22 protein-coding genes are annotated in these 20,510 nt (G+C 60.4%); 14 read left to right on the top strand and 8 right to left on the bottom strand.

The annotated features are described in order from the left end of the window. Nucleotides 1-82: 82 nt before the first annotated feature. A complete protein-coding gene (locus MTX21_RS18395; RefSeq protein WP_280966189.1) occupies nt 83-1,699 on the top strand; it encodes an efflux transporter outer membrane subunit in 1,617 nt (538 codons plus the stop codon). Nucleotides 1,700-1,704: 5 nt separating this feature from the next. Here the strand turns inward: MTX21_RS18395 and MTX21_RS18390 are convergent, their stop codons facing one another. The 5 genes from MTX21_RS18390 to MTX21_RS18370 all read right to left on the bottom strand — a co-directional run bounded on the left by MTX21_RS18390 (nt 1,705) and on the right by MTX21_RS18370 (nt 8,067). Then, nucleotides 1,705-2,679 (bottom strand): AraC family transcriptional regulator, encoded by a 975-nt coding sequence (locus MTX21_RS18390; protein WP_280966188.1) that lies wholly within the window; start codon nt 2,677-2,679, stop codon nt 1,705-1,707. 243 nt (nt 2,680-2,922) lie between these two features. Next, on the bottom strand, nt 2,923-3,162 hold the full coding sequence (locus MTX21_RS18385; RefSeq protein ID WP_280966187.1) for a hypothetical protein: 240 nt from the start codon (nt 3,160-3,162) through the stop codon (nt 2,923-2,925). A gap of 322 nt (nt 3,163-3,484) precedes the next feature. Next, complete coding sequence (locus MTX21_RS18380; RefSeq protein WP_280966186.1) at nt 3,485-4,111, bottom strand: serine protease; 627 nt, start codon at nt 4,109-4,111, stop codon at nt 3,485-3,487. 608 nt (nt 4,112-4,719) lie between these two features. Further along, entirely contained in the window at nt 4,720-5,727 is a 1,008-nt protein-coding gene (locus MTX21_RS18375) for an AraC family transcriptional regulator (protein WP_280966185.1), read from the bottom strand. Between the two features lie 552 nt (nt 5,728-6,279). After that, complete coding sequence (locus MTX21_RS18370) at nt 6,280-8,067, bottom strand: peptide ABC transporter substrate-binding protein (RefSeq protein ID WP_280966184.1); 1,788 nt, start codon at nt 8,065-8,067, stop codon at nt 6,280-6,282. A 699-nt stretch (nt 8,068-8,766) separates the two neighbouring features. Between MTX21_RS18370 and MTX21_RS18365 the strand changes: the two genes are divergently transcribed. After that, entirely contained in the window at nt 8,767-9,174 is a 408-nt protein-coding gene (locus MTX21_RS18365; protein WP_280966183.1) for a hypothetical protein, read from the top strand. Between the two features lie 7 nt (nt 9,175-9,181). On the opposite strand, the gene MTX21_RS18360 is transcribed toward MTX21_RS18365, so the two are convergent. Then, entirely contained in the window at nt 9,182-9,907 is a 726-nt protein-coding gene (locus MTX21_RS18360) for a hypothetical protein (RefSeq protein ID WP_280966182.1), read from the bottom strand. Between the two features lie 146 nt (nt 9,908-10,053). Here MTX21_RS18360 and MTX21_RS18355 point away from each other — a divergent pair, with 146 nt between their 5' ends. From MTX21_RS18355 to MTX21_RS18345, 3 genes are all read left to right on the top strand, one after another. Beyond that, nucleotides 10,054-10,596, top strand: coding sequence for a thermonuclease family protein (locus MTX21_RS18355; protein WP_280966181.1), 543 nt, complete (start codon nt 10,054-10,056; stop codon nt 10,594-10,596). A 182-nt stretch (nt 10,597-10,778) separates the two neighbouring features. Then, nucleotides 10,779-11,813: a hypothetical protein gene (locus tag MTX21_RS18350; RefSeq protein ID WP_280966180.1), complete on the top strand. Its 1,035-nt coding sequence runs from the start codon at nt 10,779-10,781 to the stop codon at nt 11,811-11,813. A 20-nt stretch (nt 11,814-11,833) separates the two neighbouring features. Beyond that, a complete protein-coding gene (locus MTX21_RS18345; RefSeq protein ID WP_280966179.1) occupies nt 11,834-12,376 on the top strand; it encodes a DUF4760 domain-containing protein in 543 nt (180 codons plus the stop codon). A 111-nt stretch (nt 12,377-12,487) separates the two neighbouring features. On the opposite strand, the gene MTX21_RS18340 is transcribed toward MTX21_RS18345, so the two are convergent. Together MTX21_RS18340 and MTX21_RS18335 are read right to left on the bottom strand one after the other, a co-directional pair. Continuing rightward, the gene (locus MTX21_RS18340) at nt 12,488-12,625 is read right to left on the bottom strand and encodes a hypothetical protein (RefSeq protein WP_280966178.1); all 138 of its coding nucleotides are present in this window, start codon (nt 12,623-12,625) and stop codon (nt 12,488-12,490) included. Between the two features lie 13 nt (nt 12,626-12,638). Continuing rightward, nucleotides 12,639-12,974, bottom strand: coding sequence for an AlpA family phage regulatory protein (locus tag MTX21_RS18335; RefSeq protein ID WP_280966177.1), 336 nt, complete (start codon nt 12,972-12,974; stop codon nt 12,639-12,641). A gap of 335 nt (nt 12,975-13,309) precedes the next feature. Between MTX21_RS18335 and MTX21_RS18330 the strand changes: the two genes are divergently transcribed. The 9 genes from MTX21_RS18330 (at nt 13,310) to MTX21_RS18290 (ending at nt 20,434) form a co-directional block, all read left to right on the top strand. After that, nucleotides 13,310-14,074, top strand: a complete 765-nt coding sequence (locus MTX21_RS18330; RefSeq protein ID WP_280966176.1) for a hypothetical protein — start codon at nt 13,310-13,312, stop codon at nt 14,072-14,074. Nucleotides 14,075-14,155: 81 nt separating this feature from the next. Then, nucleotides 14,156-14,398: an AlpA family phage regulatory protein gene (locus MTX21_RS18325; protein ID WP_280966175.1), complete on the top strand. Its 243-nt coding sequence runs from the start codon at nt 14,156-14,158 to the stop codon at nt 14,396-14,398. A 63-nt stretch (nt 14,399-14,461) separates the two neighbouring features. Continuing rightward, the gene (locus MTX21_RS18320; protein WP_280966174.1) at nt 14,462-17,056 is read left to right on the top strand and encodes a bifunctional DNA primase/polymerase; all 2,595 of its coding nucleotides are present in this window, start codon (nt 14,462-14,464) and stop codon (nt 17,054-17,056) included. A 297-nt stretch (nt 17,057-17,353) separates the two neighbouring features. Next, nucleotides 17,354-17,905: a hypothetical protein gene (locus tag MTX21_RS18315; protein ID WP_280966173.1), complete on the top strand. Its 552-nt coding sequence runs from the start codon at nt 17,354-17,356 to the stop codon at nt 17,903-17,905. After that, complete coding sequence (locus MTX21_RS18310) at nt 17,898-18,047, top strand: hypothetical protein (RefSeq protein ID WP_280966172.1); 150 nt, start codon at nt 17,898-17,900, stop codon at nt 18,045-18,047. Before MTX21_RS18315 ends, MTX21_RS18310 begins: the two co-directional genes overlap by 8 nt. Beyond that, nucleotides 18,040-18,435 (top strand): hypothetical protein, encoded by a 396-nt coding sequence (locus MTX21_RS18305; protein ID WP_280966171.1) that lies wholly within the window; start codon nt 18,040-18,042, stop codon nt 18,433-18,435. Before MTX21_RS18310 ends, MTX21_RS18305 begins: the two co-directional genes overlap by 8 nt. Before the next feature lie 10 nt (nt 18,436-18,445). After that, nucleotides 18,446-19,405: a hypothetical protein gene (locus tag MTX21_RS18300; protein ID WP_280966170.1), complete on the top strand. Its 960-nt coding sequence runs from the start codon at nt 18,446-18,448 to the stop codon at nt 19,403-19,405. Further along, nucleotides 19,405-19,602, top strand: a complete 198-nt coding sequence (locus tag MTX21_RS18295) for a hypothetical protein (RefSeq protein WP_280971392.1) — start codon at nt 19,405-19,407, stop codon at nt 19,600-19,602. Before MTX21_RS18300 ends, MTX21_RS18295 begins: the two co-directional genes overlap by 1 nt. Further along, nucleotides 19,595-20,434, top strand: a complete 840-nt coding sequence (locus MTX21_RS18290; RefSeq protein WP_280966168.1) for a hypothetical protein — start codon at nt 19,595-19,597, stop codon at nt 20,432-20,434. Before MTX21_RS18295 ends, MTX21_RS18290 begins: the two co-directional genes overlap by 8 nt. Nucleotides 20,435-20,510 lie beyond the last annotated feature (76 nt).

Below are 20,510 nucleotides of genomic sequence, written 5' to 3'. Positions count from 1 at the left end.
CCGTGAACGTCCGGCACGGGCGATTGTCAAAATTGATAGGGTTGAGAGGGGGCATGTGAGCAACTGGGGGGAGGTTGCGTCAATGGAGATTCTCCGCCTCGTCCGACGCGGAGCAAGACGTCGCGCCCTGTCGGCAGCGCTAGTTCTACCGCTGGCTGGCTGCGCGGTCGGTCCGGACTTCATTCCGCCGGCAGCCCCGATCGCCGACGAGTTTCTCAGCGCGAAGAGCGGCTCGATCAGATCGGGTCACCAGGATTATCGCGATTGGTGGAAGACGTTCCGCGATCCTACGCTGAACGAGTTGGTCCGGATTGCCTACGGCCAGAACCTCACTTTGTTGAGTGCGGGGACCCGCGTGCTCCAGGCCCGTGCTGTGCTGGGCATCGCCATCGGCTCGTTCTATCCGCAGGTGCAACAGGGGACGGGATCGTTGATCTATACCCAGCCCAGCGCTGCTACGCCACTTGCCCTTCCGAACGCAACACCCACGCAGTTCTGGACCGATTCGCTTGCCGCACAGGCTGCCTGGGAGTTGGACTTCTGGGGCAGGTTTCGGCGTGGTGTTGAATCGGCTGATGGCGCCTATCTTGCTTCGATCGCGAGCTACGACGACGTTCTGGTGACCCTTCTGGGTGATGTCGCGGCAACGTATATCGGTATCCGCACCACGGAGCAGTTGATCGCGATCGCCCATTCCAACATCAGCAAACAGGAGCAAAGCCTCAAGATCGCGAAGGCAAAATACACCGGGGGCGGCAGCAGCGAACGCGACGTCTTTCAGGCGACTAACGTTCTCGAGCAGACGCGAGCGGCGATTCCACAGCTCACCATCCAGTTGCAACAGGGAGAGAACGCGCTCCGTGTGCTGCTCGGCCTCCCACCCGTCTCGCTGGCGGCGCTACTCGCCCGGTCGAGAGGCAGGATACCAGTACCGCCCAGCACGATCGCCGTCGGCATCCCGGCGGATCTGCTCCGTCGCCGGCCGGACGTTCGCGCCGCGGAGCTTGCCGCACTGGCGCAGAACGCCCAGATCGGCGTGGCCGAGGCGCAGCTCTATCCGGCCATCAGTATCACCGGCACGTTCGGAGGCGCGGCCAGTACTGCCAACGGCCATAACCTGGGCCAACTCGTCAGCTCCAGGGGCGTGACCTATGCCGCCGGTCCGTCGTTTCAATGGAATATCCTGAACTACGGGCAGATCACCAACAACGTGCGTCTGCAAGATGCCAAGCTGCAACAGTTGTTGGTCGACTATCAAAACACGGTCCTCAAAGCTCAGCAGCAGGTCGACGACGGCATTTCCGCCTTCCGGCAGTCGCGCCTGCAGGTCGGATACTTGCGCAAGAGCGCCGACGCTGCACGCGGCGCCTTGAGAATTGGTACGGAACAGTACGAGCAAGGGGCTACAGATTTCACGACCGTGCTCACTGCCGAGCAGAATTTGTTTCAGGCGGAGAGCAGCGTGGCGACAGCCTTGGCCAATGTCGCACTCGGTGCCACCGCCATCTACCGCGCGCTCGGGGGCGGATGGCAGATACGGGAGGACAGCTATTTCGTGACCGCTGCGACGCGCGACCAAATGCGGGCGCGGACCAACTGGGGAGAACTGCTGCCGCCGGCCAGCCAGCCGCAGCCGCCGGCCCCGGGTCTTCCTTCGCCCGCAGACATTGGACCGACGGTCCGGCCTCCGGAATGGTGAATGCGTCAGGACGATGCGGCAGAATCCTGTGCTCCAGGCTGCCGAGCGCGTTGCAGTGTGGTCGAGGGCGATTCACCGAAAGTGGTGCGATACGTCACCGAAAAGCGGCCAAGCTCCAGGAACTGATGATTTCGGGCGACTTCAGCAACGCTCGATTTTGAAGGATCGGCAGACCGCAGCGCGGCGCGGGCCTTGTTCAAGCGCTGCAACAAAAGATATCGTGTAGGGCTCACGCCAAGAAACTCGGCGCAACACATCCGCAAGGTTCGTTCGGCTACACCGATCTCCGCACAAAGCGTTGGCATGTTGAGCTTCTGATCAATGCGTTTGCGCAGTGTTTCTTCGAGGCGAACCATGACAGCGGCATGATGATGTCTTCTCCTGGGATGGTCGTCCGCCTCGTTGGCAGCCAGGCAATGGGTGACAGCGTGAAGCATTTCTTGCTCCAGCGCTCTTGCGATCTCGGGGCGCTCGGTCAACTCCTTTCGGGTTTCCGCGAGATGGCAGGCTTGCCTGAACAGGCTCTGGAATCTTGACGTTGTCGCGCGCGAAGGACGGAGTATCCTGTTGAGGCGTGGCGACGCGATCAGCCGTCCGGTCAATGCCTTGCCGCCATCGGCGAGTTGCTCGGACGGTAACGAGAGCAAGCCCCACTGGCACTCACCGTTGGAGCGTTGATGCACGCGCTCGCCGCCGCTGTGAAGGACCATGTCGCCGTTTCGCAAGGCCAATCCGCCGCATCTGAGGGATGCGTTGGCGACTGGAAACGACAGGAAGGTCCGTCCGGGGAGCAGCGAGATATAGGCTATGCGGGGGAGACTCTCGCAACACCGATAAATTTCCAGATGATTCAGTTTCAACCGTGTCAGCCGGGCCCTGAAGTCTCCGGCGCCTGCAATCGTGAGGTTGACGCCTACGTTGCCAAACGCGGCCGCGTAACCATCCGGATCGCAAAATGTGCGTGTACCGCCTTCGGCCATATCCCATGCCCCGTCGGATCGGCGGAACAGTTCTTGCGACCGGTTGAAACTTCTTAGGTCGCACCGAGGGAGCCAGCATTGGGCAATTGACGCCTTTCGGCTATGCGCCTTCGGAACTTCGAAGGTGCATTGCGGAGTCCGATGACTATGCAAGTTCGGCAGGCGGGAAGGATCTCGACGAGGCGCGGCGATCAATTGAAAGACCGCCCTGAAGGGGCGGTCTTTCAGAGAACGACCGAATGTTTATGGCCGTATCCCCATTTTGCGGCAACAATCACGATAGGCGTCCATTCCAAGAGCCTGCCTGTCGGCAGTCGCGCCGGAAAAACCGACCGACACGTTGTTTGCTGCGGCATTAGCCTGCCTGAAGCATTCAGCACGTGCCGCTCTGACGTCCATCTTTTTTGCCGTTTGCGCCTGCAGTGAGGTTGAAAGACATGGAACGAGTAAAGCGATAGCAAAGGCCGTTCGCATCCAGAACATATTTGCCTCCTCGACGAACACTAGGCAACTCGCCGGCACGCCGAGCGGTGCCCGGAGAGGTGTCAGCCCGCCTGTGAAACGATATTGGGGGCGGAGCGGGAGCGGCTATGCAATTACGGCAAGGATACGCAATTGTTTGCTGAACGGTCGACGGTGAGAGGAGACTACCAAACCGACCGAACGCGGGGTTGCTTGCGGCGGGTGCTCCCAGCTTATCACGCGATCAACAGCATTGCGTAGCTTGCGCGTGCGGACGACGGGTGTCGCTCGTCGCTACGTCCCGCCCAAGACGAGCGAACAAGGTTGGTTCTGCACTTTGGTCTTAGTTGGCTTGGGCAAATTCATCCAGCGCTTGGACCGGCACGGAGACGACGTTGGGCATTCCCCACGCCGTCGAGATCCGTATTTGACGGGACGCCCATACGATAGTCTGCGTGAGCACGTTGCTGATGACTGCCGCGACCCGGCCGTCGCAATCGATCACTGGTGCCCCCGAAGCGCCATGGTCGATGACCAAGCGGTTCTCGCCTTCATAGAATTCCAGGAGTGCCATGCCGGCGAGCTTCCCGTCATCCCCGAAACGAACGAACCGTCCTCCCACGGGATGTAGGCTGCCGGCCGGATACGCCAGCGTCATGACCTGCTCGTCCGGCACGAGCGGCTTCCTCCGGATGGCGACGCTCCGCGCGGCGGAAGCGGCATGTTCGAGCTCGATGACTGCGAGCTTTTCCGCCTGGACTCCCGCCAGGCGCTGAATCCGAGCAGCAATGGACTGGCTGCCATCTCCGTCCGCGATCTCAAGCGGCTTCCACTCCTCCTTCGCGAGCTTCATTCCCGCGGCCACGTGCTCGGCGGTGACGATCGTCGTTGGAGACAGGAACCAACCGGTGCCTCGCACGCCGATGAGATCCGGACGCGCTTCGCGCTCGGCGTCGTCGAAATGGCGCATGATGCTGACGGTCGAGTGCGCGAGCTGTGCGGGATCGATGCAGGCGGCACGAGCATGCTGGGTGGTCGCAAACAGAAGGAAAGAAACGAACACCAGACGATGGGCACGTCCATGCATGTTGACGAATCTCCGCATCCCGCCGCAGTGGACGAGCGACTCTGTAGCCGGGCAACAGAGCGGACCGACTTATCCGGAGCTTTTTCCAAGGCGCGGAAAGTTTCGCGGCCGGTGTCGCGCCTTTATCACAGGCGTCGAGAATCTCCCGTGTCAGCAGCCAGCCGGAGCAACCTATTCCGGTTTGCAATCTGCTCGAGTAACGCCAGGAAAGTCACGGCGTTCCTAAGTTGATGGCGCGCTATCCACGGGACTGGCGATTGAAGCTGGTCGTCGCCCACTGGTTCCTGCGCAAGGTTCAAGTAGGCCAGGGGGGTGACGACAAGACGCGCTTACCGGTAGCCGGCGGCAGGGGCGAGAGACGACGGGGCTGCGTTGCAGCCGGACGGGTGGGCTGCGCAATGTCTCAGACGGCGACTCGTCAAAAGAGAGCGCGGTAGGCATCGGGAAGCTACGGAAGCTCCCATACGGGGGCTTGCTTGCGCCCCATGAACTCAGGCGAATCCAGGTTCGGTGACCGCAAGCGACGATGGCCGATTAAGGTGGACGGCAATCCTCTCCGCCGGGCGCCGCAACGTCTCGGATGGCGATTCACCGAACAGCGCGCGATAGGCGACCGAAAAGCGGCCAAGCTCCCAAAATCCATGATCGGCGACAATGCGCGTGACGGTCGACTTCAACGGATCTGCCCGCAGCAACGCGTAACGCGCGAGGTGCATCCGGCGCAGGGTGAGAAAACGGATCGGCCCCATGCCCAGATGCTCTTCGCAGGAGGCGCGAAGTGTTCGCTCCGCGACGCCTATCGCGCCGCAGATTTCGGTGAGATAAAGCGGCCGGTCGGGATTTGCCGCCAAGAACTCTTCGAAACGCGCGACGATCGCATCGTGGTGGCGGTCACCCGTTGTGGGTTCTAGGGCGATGCCGTCGGCGAGACATCGGACCATGACGTGGATGAGTTCATTCTCCAGTGCGCGAAGCACCTCCGGGATTTGGAGTACATCTGGAGTGTGATGGGCGAGCTGTCTGATCGCCCAATGCCGCTTCAAAAGCCGTGACATCAATTGAGGATGTGGATGAACAATGCGCGGATCTGATTGTTCTACGAGCTCTCGGCCTATGATCGCTTCGATTGCTTGATTCAGCTCGTCGGTTGGTAGAGAGAGCGAGCCGTAGTTGAAATCGTGGCCTGATCGCCGATGGACGACGTCGGACCTGTTGACGATGATGTCGCCGGGCGAGACGTCCAACCCGCAGTGCTGGAGCGGCGACGAATTAGATTCGGTCAGAAAACCGATCGACCGCCGCTCGGGTTTGCAGGCGACAGTGCAGACTGTTGGCGCGGATGCGTGAAGACCTTGCACCCAGAGCCGGTTGGCGCCGATCTGCGTGATCTCGACTTCAAAATCATCTTTCGTGGTTGGTAGTATCTCGACATCGGCAGCTAGGATCGCCGCCTGGCAATCCAACGGATCTGAAAAGGAAAGAACTCTACTCCAGGGCATTTCGGCCTCCCCCGAGGCGAAAAAGTGCGCTGCTACACGTAACGGTTACACACAATCAGTTCGTCAAAATGAATTCGTCAGCTTTTCATAGAACGGCGTGGATCAAGCCCATTCTTAGGACGTAGCACTCTAGCGCCACCACTACCCCTGATCAATGTGGTGTTTGCGACACAATTGTGGCCGACACTTACTCCGGCAAATGCCGCAAAAGAGCGCGCCAGCGATGACCTTTGATCAACGACGCGGTTGTTTGACATAGATCAACGCACGGATTGTGACGTGGCAAATTGCGGTCTTCGCGGCAACCTCGCCTAAATCGTCATTCCTGGAATGCCAGAGCTTGTGTCTTTGAGTCGAAGTTCAAGAATGCCAGATTGACCAAGAGCCGCTCACGATCCTGCCCCGCGCAAGTAAGGATGATGGGTCCAACGAGGCCGGGCTGACCTTAACGGTCGCTCTTGGCAGTTGGGCCTTTCCACACGCCTGAAGATGGCGGAGCCCGCCAGCGCGAATTGCACTGACCGCGATGCTTGGTTGTCAGCTCTTCCGCCGTCAGCTCCGATACCAGCTCGCCAGATTCCACGTCGTGACGTCCCATCCCGAAATGTCGGCCATGAGGTTATTGACGCCGGCGCCGACGATGTGGCGCGAGAGGAGCGGCAGGAACACATGGGCCTCGCAGAATATCTCGCCGACCTTGATCAGCAATGCGGCACGCTTGACCGGATCGAGCTCGTTCTGCGCAGCCTTGTAGGCCTTGTCAGCCTCGGGATCGGAATAGCGCGAGACGTTTCGGCCTAGCCATTTATTGTCCTTCGTGGCGATTTCCCAGGAGACGCACTGGTTCAAAAACCGTTCCGGATCGGGCTGCGGCTGCGTCGTATTGTACATCTCCATGTCGCAATAGAGTTTCGAGTAAGTGTCGGGGTTGGCAACATCCGACGAGAAGAACACCGACGCGGTGACCGACTTGAGCTCGATCTCGATACCGGCGCGCTGGCAAGCCTGCTTGATGATGGCCTGCGTCTTCTGGCGCGGGGCGTTGATCGAGGTCTGAAAGACGTATTTGAGCTTCTTGCCGTCCTTCTCGCGGATGCCGTCCGCGCCTTTCTTCCAGCCGGCCTCGTCGAGGATCTTGTTCGCTTTGTCGATGTCGAACGCGTATGTCAGCTTGCTCGACTTGAATTGCCTGGGCTGGTTGACGAAGCTCGCCGTCGCGATGCCGCCGCGGCCGTAGATGAATTTCTGGATCGCCTCGCGATCGATCAGGAGGTTGATCGCCTGGCGAACGGCCGGATCGGAGAGCGTCGGGTGCTTGGTCTTGATGCTCGAACGCTCGCCGTCGACCTCGGTCCAAGGGTCCGTCGTGTTGAGGATGATGAACTCGACGTTGCCGGAGGGCGTGACATCGACCTTGCCCTTCCCGCCGGTCTCCATGCGCTTGAGGACCTCCTCCTCCACCTGCAGGTTCCAGGCATAGTCGTATTCGCCGGTCTGCAGCACGGCGCGCGCCGCGGAGACGGCGTCGCCGCCGCCCTTGACTTCGAGCGTGTCGAAATGCGGCTGGTTCCTGACGTGATAGTCGGGGTTGCGTTCGGCCCGGATCATGTCGCCCGGCTTGAACTCGACGAACCTGTACGGGCCGGTGCCGACCGGCTTCAGATTGCCGGGCGCTTCGCGCGAGTTCGCGCCGACATAGTCGCCGAAATGATGCTTTGGCAGGATCTGGCCGACCGAGCCGACGAAAGGGTCGGCCCAGAACGGCGTCGGGGCCCTGAAGTTCACCTTGACGGTGTGGTCGTCGATCTTCTCGACCTTGATATCCTTGTAGGATCCCGTGGTGTAGGCCGCGGTTGCCAGGTCTGCGGCGTATGTCCAGGTGAAGACGACGTCGTCGGCGGTGAAGGGCTTGCCGTCATGCCACCTCACGCCCTGCTTCAGCTTCCAGGTCACGCCCATGCCGTCCGCCGAGAGGCCACCATTCTTCTTGGTCGGGACCTCAGCGGCGAGGCAGGGAATGAGGTTACCTTCCTTGTCCCAGCCGGCGAGCGGCTCGAAGAAGATCCGCGAGGCGATCTGATCCTTGGTGCCGAGCGCGAAATGCGGATTGAGCAGGGTGGGGGCCTGCCAGAGCAGGATCTTGAGCGGGCCGCCGCCGCCGGCCTTGGTCGGCTTGTATTGCAGCGTGGCGTCCGCCATCGCCACGTCGTTCCAGACCAGGAGCTGGCTCGCGACTGGCGCTGCGATTCCGACCGCAGCCACTTTCTGGATGAACGAGCGTCGCGATAGCGTGCCTTTCTTCACCTCCGCGATCAAACCGCGGATGTCGTTTTCGTTCATCAGATGACCTCCACCCTCACAAAGAAAAGCTGCCACCGGCTGTGATTTACATGCACTCCAGCTTGCGACGTCGGACCCCGTGGAGTCAAAGGATTTGCCCGTCGGGCAAAACACGCACCGTTCCACCGTCCGGTCAATCCCTCCCTACAAAAATATTCTACTTTACCGAACTTCGGATTTGTCGTATGTGTTTGCCCATCTTGGTCCACCAAGAGGGGCGATCGTACGTCGTCACGTTTCGCGGACCGGGTTGCGGTGGACGCGGCAGCGTCGGCACGAGAGGTTCGGGCAGGGCGGGTAGTCCCTGTGAGCCCGAGGCCGCGTGCAGACGAGCGGCGCTGCAAGGTTCGTCTCGCCAACACTCTCCGGCGCGTGTGCACACTGCCGGTGACTTGTGGCGAGCAAGCGAGCCGTGCGTACGGCAAAACCGTGTGGTCCTTGCTGCAAGCGCTATTTTAGGCTGCGTGAGAATGGCGAAATGCCGTGTTTTTTCAATGGCTTGCGCTGTGTTGACTCCGCCGGCAACAACCTTCGGCAAAACCGGCGGGCCCCAATAGGCCCTAGTTTCACAAGGAGCGCGCTCGGTGAGGTGGCCGGTGTGCTGCCAGCCGACCTCAACCTGTGTATCAGCCGGTACCCGTCCTTGTGACGCATTGTCAGGTCCGTATATGCTTTTCGCTTCAAAGGTTGGGGGCCTCGATGAAAATGGTTGTCGCCGCGCTGATGGCTGGTGCGGTCTTTTTCTTCGCCTCGCTCGCGTCGACCCCTTCGCTTGCCGATGTGCTGAGATGTAAAATCGAAGGCGCCAACGAAGACATTTTCATCACTACCGCACCCGACACCAATCAAAACGACGGTCAGTACGCCCGGATCGGCCTCTCGCCCGGCATCGGCGACCGAGCCTTTGTTGTCGCCGACCGCATGGGGGCGGTCGCATTTGTTGAACTGAATACCGACGGCACGCCAATTGGTTTGCTTACGGTTCAGAAGAACATGCGCGTAATCAAATCAAATCAAGCAATCGATCCTTCTGGTATGGTTTTGGCGCCTTCCCAAAGTACGGGAGTGTGCACTCGATGCGCTGGCCTGAGGGCCTGCTTGCACTAGCGACTAGCTACGGTTCATCCGCAGCTTTGTAATTCGGCCTCGTCAATCCGTACTTTATGGACCAAGCTGCGTTCACGAAGCTGGTGGAGTTTTTGGCATCATCTAGCGACTGGCCGAAGCCAGTGTCGATTGTACGGATCATGTCTGCCCGATCCTTCTTGCTCAACACAAGATGATGGAGATTACCGTCGGCTCCCACTCGTCCCTCATCTATGAGCGCAAAGAACAAGGCCTGCGACATCTTAAACATGCTCTTGTCGATTTGTTCGACCTGAGCTGTGAGTTCTGGTGCGCGAGCGATCATTGCGCCGTAGTTCACACCGGGTGCTGGACCGCTCAGCATCGCCTTGGACGTTTGGGTCACCTCTTGCACAAGTGCAATTCGATCGCTGTGGAACACCTTGAGCATGTCCCTGAACTCACCCCAGCGAGCATCGAGACCGATCATATCGAGGCGACTCACGGCATCTTTCATTTCGAAAAGAGTTCTGGCTCCGACCCTGATGGTCGTAGTTAGTTTTCCAGTCGTCGAACTGTCCTCAGCAAATTCCTTCTTTGCATTTTCCTGCAGGGCGTAGAGGACTTCCATCTCCCGAATGAACTCGCGAACAAGCGCGACCCGGGCGGTCTTCTCGGTGGCCCCCGGTGAGCGTTCTGGCTGCGCTGTTGCCTCTGCAAACGTGATCCCAACCCATAGCAACGCCACGACGCCTAGCGCCAATTTGGAATTCATTAGCCTGCCCCTCAATGGATCAATTCGCATCGCGCCGCTTGTGCCTAGCGCTCCCGCGCTTCGCTACGGCATTGCATAGGCGGCATCGCTTGAAAAGTAGAGCCCGTGATAGACCGGGGGAACTAGCTATGTGGTGGAATTCATTAATGCGGAGTCGCCCCCTGTACAAGCCCCTGCTGAAATGGCTTGCGGCCGCGATCCTGTCGCTACCGGCGACCTCGGCGGTGGCGGTCGATGAGACTGGCCGTGCCGGCGTTATCGACGGTGACACGATCGAAATCCACGGAACGCGCTTTCGGCTGTGGGGCATCGACGCGCCCGAGAGCAACCAGCTTTGTCGCGATGCGGATGCTGCGCACTATCGCTGCGGCGCAAAGGCGGCGAATTCGCTTCACGATTTCATCAGTGGCCTCATCGTCAATTGCGTTGAGGTCGACCGCGATCGGTATCGCCGCAGTGTCTCAGTGTGTTCGGTCGGCAGCGTCGATCTGGCCGACTGGATGGTACGTCAGGGGCTCGCGCTGGATTGGCCGCAATACAGCCAGCGGGCTTATGCCGAGGCACAGCAGGAAGCCCAACGACACAAGCGCGGTATCTGGCAGGGTAGCTTCGCAGAGCCGTGGCGCTATCGCACCTGCTTGCGACAGCCCGGCAAGCGACCGGCGACGTGCTCGGACGAGGCGGGCTGAGGCGAACGCGCCGCAACGGTTCTGTGCAAAAGTGAACAGACCGCCGGGATCGGTGCCAGGATAGAAGCCGCACGCTGTGGAAAACGCCCGTAACCCGAAGGTGCGACGGCGATCAGCGCGTCCGCAAGGTGCGAGCTGTTACAATTTGCGGCATAAGCGAATCGCAGGAGATTGGGGGAGCGATGTTCGACAAGAAGACGGTCTTCATTATCGGGGCAGGAGCGGGTGTCGAGATAAACATGCCGGTTGGTACCCAGCTCAGCCACACCATCGCGGACAAGACGTACATCCGGCATAAGGACTTTGGCGCCGAGCTACAAACAGGCGACTATGCCGTCTCTAACGCCTTGAAGCGAATAACGAAGGCTCGTGGGCTGGATTATAACGCTTGGCGTGCCGAGGCTTGCGCGATCCGCGAAGGGATTTTTGAAACGCGATCGATCGATGCGTACCTCAACACCCATAAGGAGAATGAAGCGGTAAAGATCGCCGGGAAGCTGGCCATCGTGCAAAGTATTTTGGAAGCGGAAAAGGACTGCGACCTGTTCCGAGATAATGGCAACTGGAGGAACAACAGCAAGGTCGCCAGTTCTTGGTTTCCCGAACTATTTTACATCATGCAGGATGGGGTTGGTAGGGCCGACGACATCCGGAAGATTTTCTCGAGCCTGACCTTCATCACGTTCAACTACGACCGATGCCTCGAACATTATCTTTATCACACCATCATGGGACTCTACCGGCTCGACGAACGAGAGGCTGCCGAGATAATGGCTTCGCTCGAAATTTTTCGACCATACGGTCAGGTCGGCTCCCTAAATTGGGAACAGAAGGGAAGGACAAAGGTCGCGTTCGGCGGTTCAGATTATCGGGAGATTGAAGCTCTGGCCGAAGAGATCAAGACGTTCAATGAGCAAATTGAAGACCAAGTTATTCTTCAGCACATACGAGGAACCATCAACGCGGCTGAGAGGATCGTCTTTTTGGGCTTCCACTATCACAAGCAGAACATGGACCTGATGACGGTTTCCGATATTGCAGTAGCGCCCAGACCGGCCGTCATCGCGAATTCGTTTGATCGCTCCGGGCCTGAAGTCAGCATGATAGAACAGCGCATAGCGAAGATGCTTGGCGAGAAGAGACCGGCTAAGTCGATTGAGCCGTACAGCAACGGTTGCAAGTCGCTGTTCAAACATTACGCCGCGACGTGGATGTAAGTAAAGAGCGGCAAGCTACAATGGAACATAGTGAGTTGAATTGGTTTCCTCAGGCTTGGCAGTGGGTCAGGAGCGCTCCCGACTGGGGCACTGTTCCGCAATGGGCGACAGTGCTGATTGCGCTCTGCGCATTCATCGCGGCGATCGTGTCGATCCGGAGCCAGCGCGAAGTTGCGCGCAAGCGCGCTGCGACTGATTTCTTCCTTAAGACTGAAATGGATACCGCTCTACTGCAACTGCATGAGAAGTACCTCGATGCGATCGACAAGCTGAAAATGATTGAGACCGAAAAAGGCGAAGTGTCGGATAGTTTCGCGAATACGCCGGATTACTGGGCGATCCGAAACTATTTGAATCTCCATGAGTTATGCGCTGTCGGGATTCTCAACGGCGTCTTCGATGAAGGCGTGTGTTACGACTTCTGGTCGGGAGAGCTGGTGCTCGCGCACAACAACGCGCTCCCTCTGATCAAATACGTTCAAAAGCTCAAGAACAGTCAGAACGTCTATGCGGAGATGGAGAAAATCGCGAAGCGCTGGGCTCCGAAAAGAAACGTGCGCTAGGTGATTGGGCGGGCGCGGTCACTGCGCCAGCGCTGGCGGCCGGGCCCGCGTTAAGCCGTCGCCGTATCCGGTCACCGCCGCACCGCCACAGCGACAATGGACCGACTTTGTCTAGCGCGGCGAGAAAAACATGCGGCTGACGGATTGCCACCCAGCCCGCATCGTTCGGATCGCCTTCTTCGCCGCAAGCCCGCCGCGCGGCACGATCTTGATGGCGTCGCCCTGCATGTCGGCGATGCGCAGTCGCACTGTCTCGCGTTCGTCAGCGTGCGTCCGGTTTGCCCCCAACCGCAGCGATCGTATGCGCGCGGCGTCCTTTGCCCCGAGCGCGATGGGGATTGAATTCATCGACGGCATGCTGCCAAGCGATGATCTCGTCCTCAAACCAGACGCGGCGGTTCGGCGAAATGTATGTCGCTCGCGGAAATTTGCCCGCCTTTTCCAGCCGAAAAAGCGTGGTCCTCGACACCGGGACGATCTCCAAGACTTGCTTCTCGTTGAGCATACGGCGAGGACGGGATTTATCCGCGCTGCCGTCGGCGCTGGCCGCTGCCGTGCCGTCGTCCGTTTCCGCTCCTACTCCCTTTGCCGTGATCATCGCGAACCCCTAGCCAGCGCCTGCCGCCGCTGACTGGAATGCGGGGCAACTCGCCGAAACACCTTAAAACAACAACGGCTCCTAACCTGACGGACCATGGGTTGGGTAATGCACGTTTGGTCCCGTCTTGAGCACGAAAGCGACGCGCCGCGGCTCGGCCAGAGCGTTGCTTCTCCCCAAGGTGCGCCGCCGCCCGGCGTGCAAAATTTTCAAGTTTCTGCTTGTGAAACTCGATCGCGGTGTCCGATTATGGCGTTCCGCGTCGCCGGTTAACGTGTATTGGGTAGCTCGCAATGAAGGGCCAATCTGCCGCTGCTTGGGTCGAGAACGTAATAATGGGCGAGCCTGTCCCGCCCGAGCTGGATTATCTTGTCAATCGGTTGAGGGCGATCAATCCGTCGGCCGATGCCCGGCTCATCGTCGAGCATGCGCGCAAAATCAATACGGCCTATCAATTCTTGCGCGGACGCCCCGACAAGCGCGGCTTCAAGCTCAAAGGAGACATCAGGAGGCGGGCAGAGCCTGTCCCGGCAACGCGGGGGCTGAAGGACGATCTGCAGCGGCTATTGAAAGCAGCGCGGGGTGGCTCGGCGAAAGAGTGGCAGACAGCATGGTTGGGCGTCTCCGGCGCGGCTCGGTCTATGATCAAGCCTCCGACACCTCGCCGTACTCATGGACACCGCGCAACGCTCGACACGCGGAATATGAAGCTGGTCAACGTCGGCGGTCTGAGCGCCGTCATCCCGAAAGCTCAAGACAGCATCCCACGCATCGAGGCCGCCCTTGCCAAAGGCGGGTTCTCAAGCAAGCGTGAAGCCGACAAGCTGACCGACATCTTCGTGCTGCGGGTGCGCGACGCTTACCGCGCGCTTGCGGGCAAAAAGGGTCTGACATATCGCGAGCTAAATGATACCTCGACCCTCGATCCAAAGGGCGGTTTCGCAGAAGCCGGCCTGATCGCGCTGGCAAATGATATCGACGGGCAGTTCGGGACCAAGGTTCTGACCGTGTCTCGTTTGCGCAAGAAAGAAGCCAAGATGAACCTTTCTGCCGAAGAGCTAACAGAGCTCAGAAAGCCTTGGGGCAAGCGGACTTCCTGATTTTTTCGCGCTCAAGTCGGGGCCAAACGTGCATTACTCGCCCCCCGATTTGTCCGGCACTGTCGCGCCATCCGAAGTCAAATGGAGCGCCTTGTGTCGGAAATTCTCATTTTCCCTGAATTGAAGCCTCGCGGCGTCCGTCTTAGCCGCCGGCAGATCGACCGCCTCGAAGCCGCGGGCAAGTTTCCCCGCCGCGTGCAAATCAGCCCCGGTCGCGTTGGCTGGCTTGCCGACGAGATCGATCATCACGTCGCCGCTGCCATCGCTCGCCGTCCGGCCCGCATTGGCTCGAACGACGAGCCGGTCGGCCTGATCAACGCCTAAAGCATGCAAAAGCCCGGGACGTTCGCGCGTCGCCGGGCTTTCTTACGTTCAGGAACTCATTCAATGCACGGTCAATTTACCAACGCCGATGCCCGCGCGCAAGCATCGCCGCTTGCCATTGCGCTCGGCTACATCAAGCGCGGCTGGAATGTGCTGCCTCTTCCGTATCGGAAGAAAGCGCCGAAGGACGAAGGCTGGCAACGCCGCACCATCACACAAGAAAATGCGCATCAGTTTTTTGGCGATGCGCCGCAGAACATTGGTGTGCAGCTCGGACCGAAGTCGGGCGGGTTGACCGACGTTGACCTCGACTGCGCGGAGGCAATCGAGATCGCGTCGGCTGTGCTGCCGAAGACACACGCGATCTTCGGTCGCGCCTCGAAGCGCCACAGCCACTACTTGTACAACACGTCGCTCGCATCGACGTCTGAGCGGGGTTCGTTGCCGTTCAAGGACCCTGAGAGCAAGGGCATGTTGCTGGAGCTGCGCATTGGGGGCGGGGATAAGGGCGCGCAAACCGTGTTTCCCGGTTCCGTTCACCAGTGCGGTGAGCCGATCAAGTGGGAAACGGAGGGTGAGCCAACACAGGTCGATCCTGATGAATTGCTGCGTCGAGCTGGACAGCTTGGCGCGCTTTGCCTGCTTGCACGCTACTGGCCCCGGAAGCCCGAGCCGGGCGAAAGCGGCGGCCGCCACGATGCGGCCCTCACCATTGGCGGCTTTTTGGCGCGCTGCGGCTTCAAGCCAAGCGAGGTCAAGCTGTGCGCCGAATGGATCGCCCGCGGCGCGCGGGACGAAGAATGGCGCGATCGGATCAAGGCCGCCCACGATGCGGCGCTCGCTTATAAGAAGGGGGACAAGACCCGCGGCTATCCTAAGCTCAAGGAGACCTTCGGCGAGAAGGTTGCCTCCAAGGTTGCTGAATGGCTCCGCTATAGCGGACCGAGCGATGATGATGCACGCGCGAGCGAGCGCGCGTCAGATGATAGTGCGGCCAAGACCAACGAGGAGGCAACGCAAGGGGCATCGCTCCCTACTATTGAGGTCCGGGGTGGCGAGCTTTCCAACTTGGCCAGCCGGGGCGAAGAGGTTTTGAGCGCGGCCGGTGCTCAAATTTTCCAGCGCAGTCGGCAGTTGGTCCGCCCCGTGGTCGAGGAAGTTGACGCGACGCGGGGTCGGAAAACCAAAATTTGCCAGCTCATCCCGATCGTGCCGGACTACTTGCGCGATCTGCTGTGCCGTCACGCACGGTGGGAAATTCTTGCTGGCAAGAAGCACGTGACGATCGACCCGCCGCGCGGCATCGCTGCGACGATGCTGGCGCGCACCGGGGAGTGGCGCCTGTTCCCCGCCGTTTGCGGGGTGACTTCTGCGCCGACGATGCGGCCTGACGGTTCGTTGGTGACAGAACAGGGTTTCGATCCCCAGACGGGGCTGTTGCTGGTCGAGCCGCCACCGATGCCCGCGGTGCCCGACGTGCCGACGAAGTCTGATGCCGAAGCCGCCTTGAAGCTCCTCGAAGAACTGCTGGTCGGCTTTCCCTTCGTTGATGACGTTGCGCGCGCCGGCGCCTTGTCAGCCCTCATCACGGCAGTGGCTCGTGGCGCGTTCCCGGTGACGCCACTCCACGCCAGCCGGGCGCCAACGGCCGGATCGGGCAAGAGCTTTCTGTGGGATATCGTTGCGGCCATCATCATCGGCCACCCGATGCCCGTCATCTCGACGGGCAAAGACGAGATCGAGATGGAGAAGCGTCTCGGCGCAGCCCTGATGACGGGCCAGCCGTTGATCTCGATTGACAATATCAGCGGCGAGCTTGGCGGCGACGCACTGTGCCAGATCATCGAACGTCCCGTGGTGGACATTCGCGTGCTCGGCCAGTCCAAGAACATGCGGATCGAAGCGCGCGGGACATCGCTTTATGCAACCGGAAACAACTTCACGCTGGTTGGTGATGTTTGCCGGCGCGTGATCACGATCAACCTCGACGCGGGCATGGAGCGGCCGGAACTGCGCCAGTTCGACTTCGACCCGATCGAGCGCGTGCTTGCGGATCGTGGGAAGTACATAGCGGCTGCGCTGACCATCTGCCGCGCTTACTTCCTTGCGGGCCGGCCCGACAAGGCGCCGAAACTGGCGTCGTTCGAGGGCTGGAGCGACACTGTGCGTTCGGCCTTGATCTGGCTTGGCAAGGAAGACCCGGTGCGGTCGATGGAGCTTGCCCGCCAAGAAGATCCCGAACTCGTCGAACTCGGTGAGATGCTGGAGGCGTGGAGCGAGGTCATGGGGGTGGGTGCCGACAGCCGCGCTAAGCTGGCCGACGTTTTGGTGCGTTGTGGCGCGATGTCACGTGAGAGCGAGGACGGCGAGTTGGTGCCGACCTATCCGCGCCTGAACGCTGCGCTCAAGGTCGTCGGGCAGCGTTACCTTGGTAAGCCCGCGCTGCCCGATGCCCGATTGCTCGGCAAATGGCTGCAACGGTTCAAGGGACGTCCTGCCGGCGGCAAGAAATTCATGAACCTGCCCGATCCGAAGAATGGCGCTCAGTGGTGGGTCGAGGGAGCGCAGAAGGCTGCGGAGCCGCAGCAGCCGGTTAATGACCCGCAGAAGGAAGGCATCGACTTCAACTCGGCCAAACGACAGCGCGAGCGGTCGTGACGTGGGGGAAAGATGGGAAAATGGGGGAATGTTTCATTCGTCGCGCGCGAGGGCTCAGAGCATTCAGCACCCCCCTGTGTGCGTCATAGTGCTTGGCGCGCAGAAGGCGATGAAATCATCCCCCATTTTCCCATCTTTCCCCCTCAGCGGCAAAGACGTTCACGCAAAATGAAGAGACGGAATGCGGAAACACAACCTTAGGTTCTTCCCCTCACCCCGAGGGGGCGGGGTCCGCCCGAGCCTTCGGGATGCTCAGCCCCAGAATTATCCAAGGCCCACATCTGTTTTTGAGGTGAAATGATGCACGAATATACGATCAACAAGTGCGCGGAGATGATTGAACGCGACCGGGCAACGATCGCCCGGGCGCTGCGGAAGGTTCCGCCCGACGGCGGCACGGCCTCGCGCCCTCTCTATCGGCTGGCGAGCGTCGTGACGGCGTTGATCGCTCACGAAACCAAGCCGGACGGCCGTCGCGGCAATGGCGACGAGGCCCGGCTTGCCGCCGAACGCGCGCGCCTTGCCCGTGAGCAGGCGGACGCGGTCGCTCTGAAGAACGCCAGCGCACGCCGTGAGAACGTCCCGGTCGCGCTCGTCAAGAAGAGCTTGGAAATCGTGTTCATGGCTTTCCGGGAGCGCTGCCTGTCGATCCCCGGAAAAGTCGCAGTGTCTTGCGAGATGCGCTCGCGCGGCGAGGTCGAGGAGATCGTTCGCGATGAGGTTTACGAGGCATTGGATGAGCTGAGCCGTCCGATCCTCCCCCTCGATCCGCCTCGGGGCCGGCTCGATGACGATACCAACACCGAAGCCGCTGGCGCTCCCGATAATGAGGAATTTGGCTATGATTGATGGCGGTCACCAGCCGGCCGGCTTTCGCGTGTGTGAAGACGGTCATGTGGAAGTGATGACTGTCGAGGAAGTCGATTATCTGCTCGCGTGCTTCTGGAGTGATGCGCTGAAGCAGCTCCGGCCGGAGCAGTACGATGACTGACAGCCCGGAAGTACTCGCGGCCGAATTGGCGGCCTTAGTTGAGCGGGTCAGCCAGATAGCGAGCGGTGGCGACGCCATCGATCAGCTCGCTCGGCTCGAACTCCTGCGCAGCGAAGATGCCGCTTTGGTTGGCGGGCGCGATGCATCAACGCTTGCCCGCTGGGCCGCCGCAGCCGAAGACGAGGGCGAGCCTATCGCAATCAAAGTCGGCACATCTTGGCTTTTCGTGACGAGCCGGCTGCTTGACTATATCGAGCGCGCATCCGGGCTCTACGGCCGACGAGAAGCCGAGACCCGGCTCAGAAAGTTGATCGAAACGCGCGCCGGCGGGCAAAACCCGAACCAAGCTGCGCGCCCGCGCGCACGGCAAATCAGCAACTGCGGCTAAGATCGTTCACATGATGAAGACAATTTTTCGCGGACGAAATAACCCTATGGCGAAACTTCAGAGCGAATTGGAGGTGATGCGCAAGCGCGCCGCTGCGTTGAAGCAGAAGCTCGCGGCGGCCGAGGCTGAGCTGACGACGGCTACTGAGGCCCGTCAGCAGCACCTTGTCGAGGGTGATCTTGAGGACAACAAAGCGGCGCGTGCATTGCAAGACGCGGTCAATATCGCGGCTTCGCAGGTCGTCGGCTTGGAGGAGGCACTGGCGTCTGTGAATGCCAAAGTCACCGAGATCGAGCATAAGGTCGAGAACGAGCGCGCTGCAGCCGAACGGGCTGTGGCCGCCGAAAAGCTGTCGCGTGAGCTTGATGAAGTTGAGCGCGCACTGAAGCCCTTTTTGGAGGGTTCTCGCCGCCTTGTTTCCATGGTGGAGCCAATCCACCATCATTTCGAGCTGACGCAGATGGCCGCCTTGGTGGCCAACACCTCTTCGCAGATTGAGATCGCAGCGGGGTTTGTGCTTCCGGAACTGCGCGGCATGGTGACCGCCATCGCCGAAGGCTCCGTTGCGATCCCTTCGCCGAAGCCGGCGCCGGCACCCGTCGTCCCGAGCGAACCGGCGCCGCCGACGCAAACGGTATTCATGTTGCGCTCCGCGCGCTATTGCGACCATGACGGTCGCAAGAGGTTTGCCGGCCAGTATGAGGATGCGCTGATGCCGGTTGCGACGGCACAGCGGGCACTGCGCAAGGGGATTGCCGCCCCGACCACTGACCCCCGTCGCGCTCAGCTTCGTGGCGCTCGCGGCGGCGACTTCACCCCGAACGCTCCGGACGTGATTGATCTCGATGCTGCGGAGAAGCCTAAGGCTGTCTCGCAGCACGTCGATCCACTTCTCCGTTCGGCCAACTTCACGAAAATCGATCGCAGCGCCGACGCGCGCACCATTCAGATCGCGGTTCCGCGGGTGTGATGATGCGCAAGCACAAGATTATGATGCCACCTGATACGATCACGACGCGCATCGACGGCTGGGTCGGCACCGCAGATCGTATGCCCGCCTCCATTGCGGAGCTGATCTCGCGGCACGCCGGCGCTCGCAATCCAGTCGTCGCCGCCATCCGTGCACGAATGCAAGCCCGCCATGAGGAGTCTTTCGGTCATGACTAAAGAGTTTTCGGCTGAAGAGCGGTTTAAGTCCTTTCCCGCGCTCGCCGGAATGCAGGCCGCTGCCGGTGAGCCGCGCAGCAACGGTAACGGCAGCGGCCTCGACGAGGAAATCGACGAATATGACGAACTCCTGATTGGGCTTGGTCGCACGCGCGAGCAGGATCATCGCATCGCCATTCACGAGGCGGGGCATGCTGTCTGTGCGCGGTTGCTTGGGCACGATGTCGGCGGCGTCACGCTGATCCCGGACGCGACCCGCGGTTACGAGGGTTTGTGCTGGGGTGTCGGACATGCCGAGGCGTTCGCGGAAGGTCGTGGCGACGCTTCCGACGTTCACGATGCGCTCGCTCAGCAGATGCCGCGAGCTGGCGAAGATCGTCGCGCTGTGGCCGACGTTTTTGAGAATGTCTATACGAAATGTATTGAGTTCCTTGCTGGTCGGGCCGCGGAGCGTATGGTGCTCGACGGTGAACCTGCTGTGCCTGCTGATGATCTCCGGCAGGCGCGCGAACTGGCCTTGCTGATCTGTAAGAGCGAAGAGGCAATCGAAACGTTTCTCGGGCACTGCGATCTTGCTGCCCGAGATTTGCTGATGCCCTATGGCGACGTCGTGATCGTGCTGTCCACGGTCTTGCGCATCAAGCGCACGCTGAGCGGTGCTGAGATCGATGAGATCATCCGGGGCTTGGAAGCGCAGAAGGCGTTGGCTACGGAACATCGGCGACGCGCCGAGTGGAAGCGGTGTGAGCAAGCCGCTGACTGGTTTCGTGCGCAATGTGACCCGCTTGATACCGCACGGTGGTCATCATCTGCACGAGATTGGGGGCAGTAATCATGAATATCTAGATCGGTAGGCACGGCGGATGTAACCGGCCCGATGATCTTGAAGGGCCCCGACGTCCAACACC

Origin of the sequence: Bradyrhizobium sp. ISRA430, from assembly GCF_029909975.1 — a bacterium.
Taxonomy (GTDB): Bacteria; Pseudomonadota; Alphaproteobacteria; order Rhizobiales; family Xanthobacteraceae; genus Bradyrhizobium.
The sequence above is the reverse complement of the archived record's forward strand: the minus strand, read 5'-3'. Positions and strand labels throughout refer to the sequence as shown.

Excerpts from the sequence above, each read along its gene's own strand:
- MTX21_RS18345 (WP_280966179.1), top strand. The coding sequence starts at position 11,834 with ATGGAACATAGTGAGTTGAATTGGTTTCCTCAGGCTTGGCAGTGGGTC.
- MTX21_RS18370 (WP_280966184.1), bottom strand. The coding sequence starts at position 8,067 with ATGAACGAAAACGACATCCGCGGTTTGATCGCGGAGGTGAAGAAAGGC.
- MTX21_RS18375 (WP_280966185.1), bottom strand. The coding sequence starts at position 5,727 with ATGCCCTGGAGTAGAGTTCTTTCCTTTTCAGATCCGTTGGATTGCCAG.
- MTX21_RS18325 (WP_280966175.1), top strand. The coding sequence starts at position 14,156 with ATGGAGCGCCTTGTGTCGGAAATTCTCATTTTCCCTGAATTGAAGCCT.
- MTX21_RS18335 (WP_280966177.1), bottom strand. The coding sequence starts at position 12,974 with ATGATCACGGCAAAGGGAGTAGGAGCGGAAACGGACGACGGCACGGCA.
- MTX21_RS18365 (WP_280966183.1), top strand. The coding sequence starts at position 8,767 with ATGAAAATGGTTGTCGCCGCGCTGATGGCTGGTGCGGTCTTTTTCTTC.
- MTX21_RS18300 (WP_280966170.1), top strand. The coding sequence starts at position 18,446 with ATGATGAAGACAATTTTTCGCGGACGAAATAACCCTATGGCGAAACTT.
- MTX21_RS18295 (WP_280971392.1), top strand. The coding sequence starts at position 19,405 with ATGATGCGCAAGCACAAGATTATGATGCCACCTGATACGATCACGACG.
- MTX21_RS18320 (WP_280966174.1), top strand. The coding sequence starts at position 14,462 with ATGCACGGTCAATTTACCAACGCCGATGCCCGCGCGCAAGCATCGCCG.
- MTX21_RS18380 (WP_280966186.1), bottom strand. The coding sequence starts at position 4,111 with ATGCGCCATTTCGACGACGCCGAGCGCGAAGCGCGTCCGGATCTCATC.
- MTX21_RS18290 (WP_280966168.1), top strand. The coding sequence starts at position 19,595 with ATGACTAAAGAGTTTTCGGCTGAAGAGCGGTTTAAGTCCTTTCCCGCG.
- MTX21_RS18315 (WP_280966173.1), top strand. The coding sequence starts at position 17,354 with ATGATGCACGAATATACGATCAACAAGTGCGCGGAGATGATTGAACGC.
- MTX21_RS18310 (WP_280966172.1), top strand. The coding sequence starts at position 17,898 with ATGATTGATGGCGGTCACCAGCCGGCCGGCTTTCGCGTGTGTGAAGAC.
- MTX21_RS18355 (WP_280966181.1), top strand. The coding sequence starts at position 10,054 with ATGCGGAGTCGCCCCCTGTACAAGCCCCTGCTGAAATGGCTTGCGGCC.
- MTX21_RS18390 (WP_280966188.1), bottom strand. The coding sequence starts at position 2,679 with ATGGCCGAAGGCGGTACACGCACATTTTGCGATCCGGATGGTTACGCG.
- MTX21_RS18395 (WP_280966189.1), top strand. The coding sequence starts at position 83 with ATGGAGATTCTCCGCCTCGTCCGACGCGGAGCAAGACGTCGCGCCCTG.
- MTX21_RS18360 (WP_280966182.1), bottom strand. The coding sequence starts at position 9,907 with ATGAATTCCAAATTGGCGCTAGGCGTCGTGGCGTTGCTATGGGTTGGG.
- MTX21_RS18330 (WP_280966176.1), top strand. The coding sequence starts at position 13,310 with ATGGGCGAGCCTGTCCCGCCCGAGCTGGATTATCTTGTCAATCGGTTG.
- MTX21_RS18350 (WP_280966180.1), top strand. The coding sequence starts at position 10,779 with ATGTTCGACAAGAAGACGGTCTTCATTATCGGGGCAGGAGCGGGTGTC.
- MTX21_RS18385 (WP_280966187.1), bottom strand. The coding sequence starts at position 3,162 with ATGTTCTGGATGCGAACGGCCTTTGCTATCGCTTTACTCGTTCCATGT.
- MTX21_RS18305 (WP_280966171.1), top strand. The coding sequence starts at position 18,040 with ATGACTGACAGCCCGGAAGTACTCGCGGCCGAATTGGCGGCCTTAGTT.